11 protein-coding genes are annotated in these 13,379 nt (G+C 63.5%); 3 read left to right on the top strand and 8 right to left on the bottom strand.

The genetic code is table 11. The features are described from left to right. Positions 1–510: 510 nt before the first annotated feature. From ACNFCH_RS23080 to gloB, 8 genes are all read right to left on the bottom strand, one after another. The gene (locus ACNFCH_RS23080; RefSeq protein WP_337160200.1) at positions 511–1,017 is read right to left on the bottom strand and encodes a DUF2846 domain-containing protein; all 507 of its coding nucleotides are present in this window, start codon (positions 1,015–1,017) and stop codon (positions 511–513) included. Between the two features lie 113 nt (positions 1,018–1,130). After that, entirely contained in the window at positions 1,131–2,729 is a 1,599-nt protein-coding gene (locus tag ACNFCH_RS23075) for an ABC transporter ATP-binding protein (RefSeq protein ID WP_337160201.1), read from the bottom strand. 1 nt (position 2,730) lies between these two features. Further along, entirely contained in the window at positions 2,731–3,750 is a 1,020-nt protein-coding gene (locus tag ACNFCH_RS23070; protein ID WP_043214149.1) for an ABC transporter permease, read from the bottom strand. Position 3,751: 1 nt separating this feature from the next. Continuing rightward, positions 3,752–4,825 (bottom strand): microcin C ABC transporter permease YejB, encoded by a 1,074-nt coding sequence (locus ACNFCH_RS23065; RefSeq protein ID WP_043214147.1) that lies wholly within the window; start codon positions 4,823–4,825, stop codon positions 3,752–3,754. 1 nt (position 4,826) lies between these two features. Next, positions 4,827–6,674: an extracellular solute-binding protein gene (locus ACNFCH_RS23060; RefSeq protein WP_337160202.1), complete on the bottom strand. Its 1,848-nt coding sequence runs from the start codon at positions 6,672–6,674 to the stop codon at positions 4,827–4,829. Further along, positions 6,671–8,503: an extracellular solute-binding protein gene (locus tag ACNFCH_RS23055; protein WP_337160203.1), complete on the bottom strand. Its 1,833-nt coding sequence runs from the start codon at positions 8,501–8,503 to the stop codon at positions 6,671–6,673. Before ACNFCH_RS23055 ends, ACNFCH_RS23060 begins: the two co-directional genes overlap by 4 nt. 237 nt (positions 8,504–8,740) lie before the next feature. Then, complete coding sequence (locus ACNFCH_RS23050; RefSeq protein ID WP_337160204.1) at positions 8,741–10,168, bottom strand: lytic transglycosylase domain-containing protein; 1,428 nt, start codon at positions 10,166–10,168, stop codon at positions 8,741–8,743. Between the two features lie 100 nt (positions 10,169–10,268). After that, the gene (gloB, locus tag ACNFCH_RS23045; RefSeq protein WP_416744022.1) at positions 10,269–11,036 is read right to left on the bottom strand and encodes a hydroxyacylglutathione hydrolase; all 768 of its coding nucleotides are present in this window, start codon (positions 11,034–11,036) and stop codon (positions 10,269–10,271) included. An 82-nt stretch (positions 11,037–11,118) separates the two neighbouring features. On the opposite strand from gloB, the gene ACNFCH_RS23040 reads away from it, so the two are divergent. From ACNFCH_RS23040 to dnaQ, 3 genes are all read left to right on the top strand, one after another. Further along, positions 11,119–11,877: a class I SAM-dependent methyltransferase gene (locus ACNFCH_RS23040; RefSeq protein ID WP_070092843.1), complete on the top strand. Its 759-nt coding sequence runs from the start codon at positions 11,119–11,121 to the stop codon at positions 11,875–11,877. A 39-nt stretch (positions 11,878–11,916) separates the two neighbouring features. Next, positions 11,917–12,363 (top strand): ribonuclease HI, encoded by a 447-nt coding sequence (rnhA, locus tag ACNFCH_RS23035; protein ID WP_337160206.1) that lies wholly within the window; start codon positions 11,917–11,919, stop codon positions 12,361–12,363. Positions 12,364–12,574: 211 nt separating this feature from the next. Beyond that, positions 12,575–13,330: a DNA polymerase III subunit epsilon gene (gene dnaQ / locus ACNFCH_RS23030; RefSeq protein WP_328338406.1), complete on the top strand. Its 756-nt coding sequence runs from the start codon at positions 12,575–12,577 to the stop codon at positions 13,328–13,330. The last annotated feature ends 49 nt before the right edge of the window (positions 13,331–13,379 follow it).

The raw sequence follows: 13,379 nt of genomic DNA, 5'->3' as shown, positions 1-13,379 counted from the left end.
TCCGGTGCCCAACTGAGGTAGATCAGCACTTAGATCTGCTGAATTGACAGGGTGCCCCAGCTTCTTTCGCTACTCGACGTACTTACTTGCGTTTTCACACAGCCTGGGTCGGAAGCAGCCGGTCGCGTCTGGCCGCTATCGACCCATTGCGGACGCAGAGCGGTAGCGGATTTCGTAAATGCGACACGCACTCTGTGGGTTTACCCGCGAAGCAGGCGCTGCGGTGGACGGCACCGGCTTTGCCGGTGTTCGCGGGTGAACCCGCTCCCACAAAGATCACCTCTTACACGACTGGCAGCGATGGGTCGAGAGCGGCCACTCGTGATTGGCAGCTTTCGCCCCAAAGCAGACGCTAAATCTTGCTGCTTTGTAGCAGCCTATCGCCGGCAAGCGCGTCTCAAGGTTTACAATCGAATGCCGTATTCAGGAAAAGCCGATGCTATACACCATCGCCCCAGAGGAGTGCCAGAGCTTTGTACGAAAGCTCGCATTGATCCGGTTTACATGAAATTAATTGCTGTCAGCCGTCAGCGAAGGCTGCTCAAGTGCGTTGGGCATGTACATGCAGCTCTTCATTTCACGAAGGGCCGTCAGGCGGTCGACCTGGCCGAGGTTGGAGGAAATACTGGTGACGAGGGCAGCTTGTCCTAGCCCTGGGGACATCAACATTCCCCCGCCCAGTTTCAGAAAATACGTCTGCCCGTTTTTAACTTCCATACTGCCTTCGACATTCAGCGGGTACAGATCCAACGCCCAGCGTGTGGCGATCGAGTGCTTACCTTCCGTGAGGTAGAAGTAGGTGAAGGAAGTGTTCTTCACCTCGCTGATGTCTGTACCGTCGATGACCAGTGTTGGACTGCGCCAGAAGGGTGCAACCCCGGAGCGGTAGAGATAGACCAGTGCGGCGTCATTTCTCGAAGTGGCTACCTCCGAAAATTCTACGCCTTTGTGCAAGGTGGTACATGCGCTCAGAAATAACGAAAGGGTGACAAAAATGGCAATGGGCAAGCGCGGCATGGGTCGTCCTTAACATGTAGTCGCGTGGCGTTTTGCCATCAATTTACCACCTTGCAGTAAAACGCACCAAATCCCTGTGCAACTGGGACACTTCCTGTCCAGTACAACTACCCCTACACCTCCAAAAACGCCGCCTCCAACAACTGTTTCGTATACGCATGCTGCGGCGCACGGAAGATCGCTTGGGCATCCCCCTGTTCCACCACATGCCCATGCTTGATCACCATCAACTGGTGACTCAACGCCTTCACCACCGCCAGGTCATGGCTGATGAACAGGTATGTGAGGTTGTACTTGTGCTGCAAATTCCTCAGCAACTCCACTACCTGCCGTTGCACCGTGCGGTCCAGCGCGGAGGTGGGTTCATCCAGCAGAATCAGGGCGGGCTTCAACACCAGTGCGCGGGCGATGGCGATGCGTTGGCGCTGGCCGCCGGAGAATTCGTGGGGGTAGCGGTGGCGGGTGCGGGGGTCCAGGCCGACTTCTTCCAGGGCGGCGATGATCGCGGCTTCCTGTTCGGCAGGGGTACCGATGCGGTGAATGCGTAAGCCTTCGCCGACGATGTCCGCCACGCACATGCGCGGGCTGAGGCTGCCGAAGGGGTCTTGGAACACGACCTGCATTTCTCGCCGCAGGGGGCGGACGTCTTTTTGGCTGAGGCCTTCGAGGTTCTGGCCGTGGAAGCGGATGCCGCCGCGGCTGGCGATCAACCTCAAGATGGCCAGGCCCAGGGTGGATTTGCCGGAGCCGCTTTCACCCACGATGCCGAGGGTCTGGCCCTGGGGCAGGCTGAAGTCGATGCCGTCCACGGCTTTGACGTGGTCGACCGTGCGGCGCAGCAGGCCTTTCTTGATGGGGAACCACACGCGCAGGTCTTCGACTTCCAGCAGAGGGTCGCCCACGGGGTTGTGGGCAGGGGCGCCGCTGGGTTCGGCGTTGATCAGCATTTTCGTGTAGTGATGCTGCGGCGCGTGGAAGAGCGTGGCGCAGTCGGCCTGCTCGACGATCTGGCCACACTGCATCACGCACACCCGATGGGCGATGCGGCGCACGAGGTTCAGGTCGTGGCTGATCAGCAGCAGGGCCATGCCCAGGCGGGCTTGCAGCTCTTTGAGCAGGTCGAGGATCTTCAACTGCACGGTGACATCGAGCGCGGTGGTGGGCTCGTCGGCAATCAGCAACTCGGGCTCGTTGGCCAGGGCCATGGCGATCATCACGCGCTGGCGCTGGCCGCCGGACAACTCGTGGGGCAGGGCCTTGAGGCGTTTGTGCGGGTCGGGGATGCCGACCATCTCCAGCAGCTCCAGGGTACGAGCGGTGGCCTGCTTACCGGTGAGGCCTTTGTGCAGCAGGAGAATTTCGTTGATCTGTTTTTCGATGGTGTGCAGCGGGTTCAGCGAGGTCATCGGCTCCTGGAAGATCATCGCGATGCGATCCCCGCGGATGCGGCGCATGGGCTTTTCGCCGAGCTGGAGCAGGTCCTGGTCGTTATAGCGGATGCTGCCGCTGGGGTGGCGGGCCAGGGGGTAGGGCAGCAGGCGCAGGATGGAGTGCGCGGTGACGGACTTGCCCGAGCCGCTTTCGCCGACCAGGGCCAGGGTCTCGCCCTTGCGGATGTCGAAGCTGATGCCGTCGACCACGCGATGCACGTTGTCGCCGGTGACGAATTCCACCGAAAGGTCGCGCACTTCGATCAGGTTGTGTTCGCTCATGTCATTTCCTCGGGTCGAAGGCATCGCGGGCGGATTCGCCGATGAACACCAGAAGGCTCAGCATGATCGCCAGCACGGCGAAGGCGCTGATGCCGAGCCACGGCGCCTGCAGGTTGGACTTGCCCTGGGCCACCAGTTCGCCGAGCGATGGCGCGCCCGGTGGCAGGCCGAAGCCGAGGAAGTCCAGGGCGGTGAGGGTGCCGATGGCGCCGGTGAGGATGAACGGCATGAAGGTCATGGTGGAGATCATGGCGTTGGGCAGGATGTGCCGGAACATGATCGGTCCGTCGCGCATCCCCAGGGCACGAGCGGCGCGCACGTACTCAAGGTTACGCCCGCGCAGGAACTCGGCGCGCACCACGTCCACCAGGCTCATCCACGAGAACAGCAACATAATGCCCAGCAGCCACCAGAAGTTGGGCTGCACGAAGCTGGCGAGGATGATCAACAGGTACAGCACCGGCAGGCCCGACCAGATCTCCAGGAAGCGCTGACCGGCCAGGTCCACCCATCCGCCGTAGAAACCCTGCAGGGCGCCGGCGATGACGCCGACGATGGAGCTGAGCACGGTCAGGGTCAGGGCGAACAGCACCGAGACCCGGAAGCCGTAGATGACCCGGGCCATCACGTCGCGGCCCTGGTCGTCGGTACCCAGCCAGTTGTCCGCCGAGGGCGGTGCCGGGGCCGGAACCTTGAGGTCGTAGTTGATGCTCTGGTAGCTGAACGGGATCGGCGCCCACAGCACCCAGCTGTCCTTGGCCGCGAGCAGTTCGCGGATGTAGGGGCTTTTGTAGTTGGCTTCCAGGGGGAATTCGCCGCCGAAGGTGGTCTCCGGGTAGCGCTTGAAGGCGGGGAAGTACCACTGGCCTTCGTAGCGCACGGCAATGGGTTTGTCGTTGGCGATCAGCTCGGCGCCCAGGCTCAGCCCGAACAGCACGATGAAAATCCACAGCGACCACCAGCCGCGGCGGTTGGCCTTGAAGCGCTCGAAGCGCCGGCGATTGAGGGGGGAGAGTGCCATGTCAATGCTCCCGGCTGGCGAAGTCGATGCGGGGGTCGACCAGGGTGTAGGTCAGGTCGCCGATCAGTTTCACCACCAGCCCCAGCAGGGTGAAGATGAACAGGGTGCCGAAGACCACCGGGTAGTCACGGTTGATCGCCGCCTCGAAGCTCATCAGCCCCAGGCCGTCGAGGGAGAAGATCACCTCGATGAGCAGGGAGCCTGTGAAGAAGATGCCAATGAACGCCGAGGGGAAGCCGGCGATCACCAGCAGCATGGCGTTGCGGAACACATGCCCGTACAGCACCCGCGAGCGGCTCAGGCCCTTGGCCTTGGCGGTGACCACGTATTGCTTGTTGATCTCGTCCAGGAAGCTGTTCTTGGTCAGCAGGGTCATGGTGGCGAAGTTGCCGATGACCAGCGCGGTGATCGGCAGCACCAGGTGCCAGAAGTAGTCGAGGATCTTGCCGCTGGTGGAGAGCTCGTCGAAGTTGTTGGAAGTCAGCCCGCGCAGCGGGAACCAGTCGAAGTAGCTGCCGCCGGCGAACAGCACGATCAGCAGGATGGCGAACAGGAACGCGGGGATGGCGTAGCCGACGATGATCGCCGAGCTGGTCCAGACATCGAAGTGGCTGCCATGGCGCACGGCCTTGGCGATCCCCAGCGGGATCGACACCAGGTACATGATCAGCGTGCTCCATAGCCCCAGGGAGATGGATACGGGCATCTTCTCGGCGATCAGGTCGATGACCTTGGCGTCGCGGAAGAAGCTCTCGCCAAAATCCAGCCGGGCGTAGTTCTTGATCATGATCCACAGGCGCTCGGGCGCCGACTTGTCGAAGCCGTACATGCGCTCGATCTCGGCGATCAGGGCTGGGTCCAGGCCCTGGGCGCCGCGGTAGTTGGAGCCGGCCACCGAGACTTCGGCACCGCCGCCGGCGATGCGGCTGGTGGCGCCTTCGAAGCCTTCGAGCTTGGCGATCATCTGTTCCACCGGGCCGCCGGGGGCGGCCTGGACGATGATGAAGTTGATGATCAGGATGCCGAACAGGGTCGGGATGATCAGCAACAGGCGACGCAGGATGTAGGCCAGCATGTCAGTTCGCCTCTTGCGCGGCTGCCGCTTCTTCGGCCTGGGCCTCGGCCGGCTTCACGCCGGGTTTGATCCACCAGGTGTTGATGCCGATGTCGTACTTGGGGGACACCTCGGGGTGGCCGATGTTGTTCCAGTAGGCCACGCGCCAGGTCTTGATGTGCCAGTTGGGGATCACGTAGTAGCCCCACAGCAGCACTCGGTCCAGGGCGCGGGTGTGGGCGATCAGGCTCTGGCGCGAGTCGGCGTTGATCAATTGCTCGACCAGTTGGTCGATGGCCGGGTCGCGCAGGCCGATGAAATTACGGCTGCCAGGGTTGTCGGCGGCGGCGGTGGTCCAGAACTCGCGCTGCTCGTTGCCTGGCGAGCTCGACTGCGGGTAGCCACCGACGATCATGTCGAAGTCGCGCGAGCGCAGGCGGTTGATGTACTGGGAGACGTCGACACGGCGGATGTTCAGCTCGATGCCGAGGTCGGCGAGGTTGCGCTTGAAGGGCAGCAGGATGCGCTCGAACTCGGTCTGGGCCAGCAGAAACTCTAGCGACACCGGTTTGCCCTGGGCATCGACCATCTTGTCGTCGACGATCTTCCAGCCGGCGTCCTGGAGCAGTTTGTAAGCCTTGCGTTGCTGGTCGCGGATCATGCCGCTGCCATCGCTGACCGGGTTGCGGAAGGGTTGGCTGAACACCTGCTCGGGGATCTTGCCGCGCAGGGGTTCGAGGATTTTCAGCTCATCGGGCCCCGGCAGGCCGCTGGCGGCCATCTCGGAGTTCTCGAAGTAGCTGCCGGTGCGGGTGTAGGCGCCATTGAACAGCTGCTTGTTGGTCCACTCGTAGTCCAGCAGCAGGCTCAGCGCCTCACGCACCCGTACGTCCTGGAACACCGGGCGGCGCAGGTTGAAGATGAAACCCTGCATGCCGGTGGGGTTGCCGTTGGCCAACTGCTCACGGATCAGCCGGCCTTCGCGCACCGCCGGGATGTCGTAGGCGGTGGCCCAGTTTTTCGCGCTGGTCTCCAGCCAATAGTCGAACTGCCCGGCCTTGAGTGCCTCGAGGGCGACGGTGTTGTCGCGATAGGCGTCGTAGGTCATGGCGTCGAAGTTGTAGAAACCGCGGTTGATCGGCAGGTCCTTGGCCCAGTAGTCCTTGACCCGCTCATAGCGGATCGAGCGCCCGGCCTTGACCTCGGCGACCTTGTACGGGCCGCTGCCCAGCGGGATCTCCAGGTTGCCACGGTCGAAGTCACGGCCCTCCCACCAGTGTTTGGGCAGCACCGGCAACTGGCCGAGGATCAGCGGCAGCTCGCGGTTGTTCTTATGCTTGAACTTGAACAGCACTCGCAGCGGGTCTTCGGCGACCACCTCGGCAACGTCGGCGTAGTAGCCGCGATACAGCGGCGCGCCCTTGCTCATCAGCGTGTTGAAGGTGAACACCACGTCGTCGGCGCGCATCGGGTGGCCGTCGTGGAAGCGCGCTTCGGGGCGCAGGTAGAAACGCACCCAGCCGTTGTCGGGCGCCTTTTCTATCTTCTCGGCCACCAGACCGTACTCGGTGAAGGGCTCGTCCAGACTCTGGCGCATCAGGGTGTCATAGATCAGGCCGACATCATCGGCCGGTACACCTTTGTTGATGAACGGGTTGAGGCTGTCGAAGCCGCCGAAGCTGGACTGGCGGAAGGTGCCGCCCTTGGGCGCATCGGGGTTGACGTAGGCGAAGTGCTTGAAGTCCGCCGGGTACTTGGGCGGCTCATCGTACAGGGTCAGGGCGTGTTGCGGCGCGGCCATCGCGGGGAGGCTCAGGCAGGCCAGCAACAGGCTGCCGGCCAGCAGGCGCAAGGGGGGCGTTGGCATCATTGGGCTTTCTCCGAAGTCTTGAGCCACCAGCTGTTCAGGCCCAGGGTGTAGGGCGGTGTGGTGACGAAGGCGAACCGGTTGCGGTAGGCCAAGCGGTGATTGTCGAGATACCAGTTGGGAATCATGTAGTACTGCCACGACAGCACCCGGTCCAGGGCGCGGGCGGCGGCGACCTGGTCGGCGCGGGTGCGGGCGGCGAGCAGGGTGTCGAGCAGGTGGTCGACCACCGGGTCCTTCACTCCAGCGTAGTTCTTGCTGCCTTTGACCGAGGCTTGGCTCGAATGGAAATACAGCCATTGCTCCAGGCCCGGGCTCAGGGTCTGGTTGAGGGTCATGAGAATCATGTCGAAGTCGAACTGGTCCAGGCGCTGCTTGTACTGGGCGCGATCGACCGTGCGCAGGTGCGCGTCGATACCCATGCTGGCGAGGTTCTCCACGTAGGGCTGGAGGATGCGTTCGAGGTTCGGGTTGACCAGCAACAGCTCTATGCGGAACTGCTGGCCCTTGGCGTTGACCAGGCGCTGGCCGTCGAGCTTCCAGCCGGCCTGGGCGAACAGGGCCAGGGCCTGGCGCAGGGTCTGGCGGCTGATGCCGCGTCCGTCGGTGTGGCTGACCGTGTAGGGCTCGGTGAACAGCTTGGGTGGCAGTTCGTCACGGAACGGCGCCAGCAGCAGCCACTCCTTGCCCTTGGGCAGGCCGGTGGCGGCGAACTCGCTGTTGGGGTAGTAGCTGGTCGAGCGGCGGTAGGCACTGCTGAACAGGGCACGGTTGGTCCACTCGAAGTCGAGCATCAGCCCCAGGGCCTGGCGCACTCGGGCGTCGCTGAAGTTGGCCCGGCGGCTGTTCATGAACAGGCCCTGGGTTTGCGTCGGGATGCGGTGCGGGATCTGCGCCTTGATCACCTGGCCGCGACGCACGGCAGGGAAGGTGTAGCCGTTGGCCCAGTTCTTGGCCTGATGCTCGATATAGATGTCGAATTCGCCGGCCTTGAAGGCTTCGAAGGCGACCGTGGCATCGCGATAGAACTCGTACTCGACGCGGTCGAAGTTGTACTTGCCGCGATTGACGGCGAGGTGCTTGCCCCAGTAGTTCTTCACCCGCTCGAACACCAGGCGTCGGCCGGGCTGGACTTCGGTGATGCGATAGGGGCCGCTGCCCAGGGGCGGCTCGAAGGTGGTGGCCTTGAAGTCGCGGTCTTTCCAGTAGTGCTTGGGCAGCACCGGCATCTCGCCCAGGCGCAGGATCAAAAGCGGATTGCCGGCGCGCTTGAAGACGAAGCGGATACGCAGTGGGCCGAGGATGTCCACGCGCTGCACTTCCTGCAGGTTGGTCCGGTAGATCGGATGGCCTTCCTTGAGCAGGGTGCGGTAGGAGAACGCTACGTCCGCCGAGGTGATGGGGCGGCCATCGTGGAAACGTGCCTCGGGGCGCAGGTTGAACACCACCCAACTGCGGTCCTCGCTGTACTCCACCGAGCGGGCGATCAGGCCATAGCTGGAGGTGGGCTCGTCACCGGAAGGGTCGTACTGGCCGGTGCCGACCATCAGCGGCTCGTTCAGCTCATTGACCCCGTACTGCAGGAAGTTCGGCGTGGTGACCGGGCTCGAGCCTTTGAAGGTGTAGGGGTTGAGCGTATCGAAGGTACCGAACGCCATGGCCCGCAAGGTGCCGCCCTTGGGGGCTTGCGGGTTGGCCCAGTCGAAATGGGTGAAGGTGGCCGGGTACTTGAGGGTGCCGAACTGCGCATAACCGTGGCTTTCGCTCACCGTTGCGGCAGCGGGAAGGCTCATGGCGAGGCTGAGTGAAAGCAACAGGAGGGGACGTATCAAGTCGGTGATCCGATCCAGGCAGCGTGGGGCGTTGGTCGGGCTACAGTAACAGCTTGTCTGGGATGGAAAAAGGGTGTCTGGCGCGGGTCTGGGCGGGGGGCTTTGTGACTGGATTTGTCTCTAGGGCTGCTGTGCAGCCCATCGCAGGCTAACGCCAGCGCCTACAAGGACTGCATCATTCTGCAGGCGCTGGCGATAGCCTGCGATGGGGCACGTAGCGGCCCCGAGGCGATGGGGTCAGTGCGACAAGTAGACGGTCAAGGTCTGCCCAGGCTTGAGGGCGTGGCCGCTACGAGGGTTCCAGCGCTTGAGGTGCTTCATCTCGACGTTGAAGCGCTTGGCCACCGCGTACAGGGAGTCGCCCTTGCGGACCTTGTACTGGGTGGAGCGCTGCTTGGAGGCTGCGACGCGGTTGGCAGCGCCGCTCGAGGCATTGCCGCCGCGCAGGGCGAGCACTTGGCCGGCTTTAAGGTGATTGCCGGAGAGGCGGTTCCAGCGCCGCAGGTCGCTCACCGACACGCGGTGCGCCTTGGCAATGGCGCCCAGGTTGTCGCCACGCTTGACCCGGTAGCTGCGGGTCGCCGCAGGGGCCTTGGCCTCCGCCAGGGCAGCCTGGAACACGGCCTTGTTCGGCTGCAGGCTGACCAGCTCCTCAGGCTTGAGGTTGGACAGGCTGTCGGTCAGCAATTGGGCCTTGGCGGTGGGCACCAGCAGTTGCTTGGGGCCGTCCACGGTCATGCGCTTCTTGAAGGCTGGGTTGAGCTGGATCAGCTCATCCTCGTCGATGTCGGCGAACGCCGCGACCCGTGACAGGTCAAGGCGGTCGTTGATGGCGACGGCTTCGAAATAGGGCTCGTTGGCGATGGGGCTGAGGCTGACACCGTAGGCTTGCGGGGTCATGACCACCTGCGACAGGGCCAGCAGTTTGGGCACGTAGTCGCGGGTTTCCTGGGGCAGCGGCAGGTTCCAGTAGTCGGTGGGCAGGCCCAGGCGCTCGTTGCGCTCGATGGCCCGGCTCACGGTGCCTTCTCCGGCGTTGTAGGCCGCCAGGGCCAGCAGCCAGTCACCGTTGAACATGTCGTGCAGGCGGCCCAGGTAATCGAGCGCGGCATTGGTCGACGCGGTGATGTCGCGGCGGCCATCGTAGAAATTGGTTTGACGCAGGTTGAAGTGGCGTCCGGTCGATGGGATGAACTGCCACAGGCCGACCGCATGGGCGCGGGAGTAGGCCATCGGGTTGTAGGCGCTTTCGATCGCCGGCAGCAGGGCCAGCTCCAGCGGCATGTCGCGCTCTTCGAGGCGCTCGACGATGTAGTGCAGGTAGAGGCTGCCACGCTCGCCGGCGTTCTCCAGGAACGACGGATTGCTGGCGAACCACAGGCGTTGCTGTTCGATGCGCGGATTGACGTCGATGTTGTCCTGCAAGGCGAAGCCCTGGCGCATGCGCTCCCAGACATCCTGGGGCGTTTGCTCGGCTTTCTTGACCATCAGCGGGGCAGGCTTGTGCTTGACGCGCGCCTGGTAGCTTGCGCGAACGCTGTCGGATTCGTCGAGCTGACGGGTGCTCTGGCAGCCCACCAAAGTGGCGGCCAGAGCCAGCGCGCTGATTTGGGCCAGACGCGTCAGGGCGACGGAATGAGAGGTTCTGCGGCTACGGGAAGACATCGGCTGGGACAGGTTTCCGGGCGAAAAATTTCGGCGATTCTAGAAACCGGTCCCCCCCGGGTCAACCGTTGACAACAAGCTGCGATATATCTTGAGGTTATCAGAAGGTGTCTTTCCAAGACCTCAAGGCAGCAAAAACAGAGGCTTGGCTTGCATTGGAATGCCCCTTCCATTCGTCTGCTTTTTGTTTAACTGATGTTTCAGCGGTACGAAGAAACGGGTTGGTCAGAAGCTCCAGACCGATGGTCGAGGGCAAGCTGATGCGATTTTCACTCCGCATCTGGGTAACGTCGGCGAATCGTTGGGTAACGTGGGGGTTTGCTGGCTCCACGGCCTTGGCAAAACGCAGGTTGCTCAAGGTGTACTCGTGGGTGCAGTACACACGGGTCTCGGCGGGCAGCGCGGCCAGCCGCGACAGAGACTGGTGCATCTGTTCGGGCGTGCCCTCGAACAGACGCCCGCAACCGGCGGCGAACAGGGTATCGCCGCAGAACAGCAGCGGTGCGCTGTAATAGGCGATATGCCCCAGGGTATGGCCGGGCACGGCGATGATCTCGAAGTCCAGGCCCAGCACCTGCACCTGGTCGCCATCGCCCAGCGCCAGCTCCCGGGCCGGGATGCGCTCCTGGGCCGGGCCGCAGACACGGGCGCCGGTGGCCTGCTTGAGCGCCTCTACGCCGCCGACGTGGTCATGGTGGTGGTGGGTGATCAGGATATCCTCCAGCACCCAACCGGGGTGGGCCGCCAGCCAGGCCTGCACCGGGGCGGCATCGCCGGGGTCGACCACCGCGCAGCGGCGTTTGGCAGTATCCTGTAACAGCCAGATGTAATTGTCGGAGAAAGCGGGAAGAGCATCGATCTGTATCATGTGCGTACCGAATCGCCTGGCGTGAACATGAGGGCATCTTAGCCGCGATGGCGCGGACGGAGAACCTTCGAGGGAGAACGCAATGACCGACAAAGCCTTTGCCCAGGCCGATCCTGACTGGATCGAGCTGATGAGCCTGGCCCGTGAGTGGTTCAACGGGCCGCTCGGGCAGTTGATGTTGCGCGAGGAGGAGAAACTCCTCGAGGATGAGCTTGCCCGCTTCTTCGGCGGCTTTCTGGTGCATTACGGCCCCTGTGCCGAGCCGCCGCCCAATGCGCCTCAGGTGCAGCGCAACGTGCGCCTGGGCGCGCCCTTGCCAGGGGTGGAGATCGTCTGCGAAGAACAGGCCTGGCCGCTGTCCGAGCATGCCGCCGACGTGGTGGTGCTGCAGCATGGCCTGGACTTCAGTCTTTCGCCCCATGGCCTGCTGCGCGAGGCCGCCAGCGCCGTGCGTCCGGGGGGGCACCTGCTGATCGTCGGGATCAACCCCTGGAGCAGCTGGGGCATGCGCCATTTCTTCAGTCACGGCGCCTTGCGCAAGGCCCGTTGCATCTCGCCGTCGCGCCTTGGCGACTGGCTCAACCTGCTCGGCTTCGCGCTGGAGAAACGCCGCTTCGGGTGCTATCGTCCGCCGCTTGCCTCGCCGGCCTGGCAACAGCGCCTGGCCGGTTGGGAGCGCATGGCCGGTGGCTGGCAGACTGCTGGCGGTGGGGTCTATCTGGTGGTGGCGCGCAAGATGGTGGTCGGTCTAAGGCCGCTGCGCCTGGAGCGCCGCGAGCCCATGGGCAAGCTGCTGCCGTTGCCGCTGGCCAAGGTCAATCGTCGTCACAGCGAACCCTGACGGGCCTGCGGTCGATATCACAGAGCGAAAAGGCGGTACATGAGCGAGAGCGTCGAGATCTACACCGATGGTGCCTGCAAGGGCAACCCTGGCCCGGGCGGCTGGGGTGTGCTGATGGTTTACAAAGGCGTCGAGAAGGAACTGTGGGGCGGCGAGCGCGAAACCACCAACAACCGCATGGAGCTGATGGCGGCGATCCAGGGGCTGATGGCACTCAAGCGTGAATGCGAGGTGGTGCTGACCACCGACTCGCAGTACGTGATGAAAGGCATCAACGAGTGGATGGTCAACTGGAAGAAGCGCGGCTGGAAGACCGCGGCCAAGGAACCGGTGAAAAACGCCGACCTCTGGCAGCAGCTCGACGAGCAGGTCAACCGTCACAAGGTGACCTGGAAGTGGGTGCGCGGGCATATCGGCCATCCGGGTAACGAGCGTGCCGACCAATTGGCCAACCGCGGCGTCGAGGAAGTGCGCGCCAAGCGCTGAGCCCTGTACTGTGCTGCATTCTTCGCGGGTAAACCCGTTCCCACAGGTACACCGCCGGACATGAAGGCAGCGCTGTTTTTGTAGGAGCGGCCGTGTGCCGCGATCGGCTGCGCAGCGGCCCCGGGGTTATCTGGCGAGCGCTTCCACAAGGTCATTGCCATTTGGGGTACAATCCCCGGCTTCGTTTTGTGATGCAAGTTGGAGCCCCCGCGTGGAGCAGCAAGTCAACCGGTACGTCGTCCTCGACACTGAAACCACCGGCATGCCGGTCACCGAAGGCCATCGAATCATCGAGATCGGGTGCGTCGAGGTCATCGGCCGTCGCCTGACCGGGCGCAACTTCCACGTCTATCTGCAACCGGACCGCGAGAGTGACGAAGGCGCGATCGGGGTGCACGGCATCACCGATGCCTTCCTGATCGGCAAGCCGCGTTTTGCCGATGTCGCCGAGGAGTTCTTCGAATACATCAAGGGCGCGCACCTGGTCATCCACAACGCGGCGTTCGACGTTGGCTTCATCAACAACGAATTCGCCTTGCTGGGTCAGCACGACCGCACCGATGTGTCCCAGTACTGCACCGTCATCGATACCCTGATGCTGGCGCGGGCCCGTCACCCAGGCCAACGCAACAGCCTCGACGCGTTGTGCAAACGCTACGGCATCGACAACTCCGGCCGTGAACTGCACGGCGCACTGCTCGACTCGGAACTGCTGGCCGACGTCTACCTGGCGATGACCGGTGGCCAGACCAGCCTGTCGCTGGCGGCCCACGGCGCTGATGGCGACGCGTCGGGCGAGGGCGGTACGGGCAGTGAGATCCGGCGCATCACCGGGCGCCAGCCGGGGCGGGTGATCGTGGCCAGCCCCGAAGAGCTCGAAGCCCATGCCGAGCGCCTGGCGGCGATCGCCAAGTCGGCAGGGGCGCCTTCGATGTGGCAGGCGTTGACCGAGCCGGCCGCAGGCTGATTTTTCACGGGCCGCTCCGGCAAAACTGGCGTTGCACCTCCTCTGTAGG

The sequence above is a fragment of the Pseudomonas sp. NY15354 genome (genome assembly GCF_048068075.1).
GTDB lineage: Bacteria > Pseudomonadota > Gammaproteobacteria > Pseudomonadales > Pseudomonadaceae > Aquipseudomonas > Aquipseudomonas guariconensis_C.
This window is presented reverse-complemented; position numbering and strand designations above follow the sequence as displayed.

Bases quoted from the DNA above. Each gene is read 5' to 3' on its own strand.
- ACNFCH_RS23080 (WP_337160200.1), bottom strand. From the start codon at position 1,017: ATGCCGCGCTTGCCCATTGCCATTTTTGTCACCCTTTCGTTATTTCTG.
- ACNFCH_RS23075 (WP_337160201.1), bottom strand. From the start codon at position 2,729: ATGAGCGAACACAACCTGATCGAAGTGCGCGACCTTTCGGTGGAATTC.
- ACNFCH_RS23070 (WP_043214149.1), bottom strand. From the start codon at position 3,750: ATGGCACTCTCCCCCCTCAATCGCCGGCGCTTCGAGCGCTTCAAGGCC.
- ACNFCH_RS23065 (WP_043214147.1), bottom strand. From the start codon at position 4,825: ATGCTGGCCTACATCCTGCGTCGCCTGTTGCTGATCATCCCGACCCTG.
- ACNFCH_RS23060 (WP_337160202.1), bottom strand. From the start codon at position 6,674: ATGATGCCAACGCCCCCCTTGCGCCTGCTGGCCGGCAGCCTGTTGCTG.
- ACNFCH_RS23050 (WP_337160204.1), bottom strand. From the start codon at position 10,168: ATGTCTTCCCGTAGCCGCAGAACCTCTCATTCCGTCGCCCTGACGCGT.
- gloB (WP_416744022.1), bottom strand. From the start codon at position 11,036: ATGATACAGATCGATGCTCTTCCCGCTTTCTCCGACAATTACATCTGG.
- ACNFCH_RS23040 (WP_070092843.1), top strand. From the start codon at position 11,119: ATGACCGACAAAGCCTTTGCCCAGGCCGATCCTGACTGGATCGAGCTG.
- rnhA (WP_337160206.1), top strand. From the start codon at position 11,917: ATGAGCGAGAGCGTCGAGATCTACACCGATGGTGCCTGCAAGGGCAAC.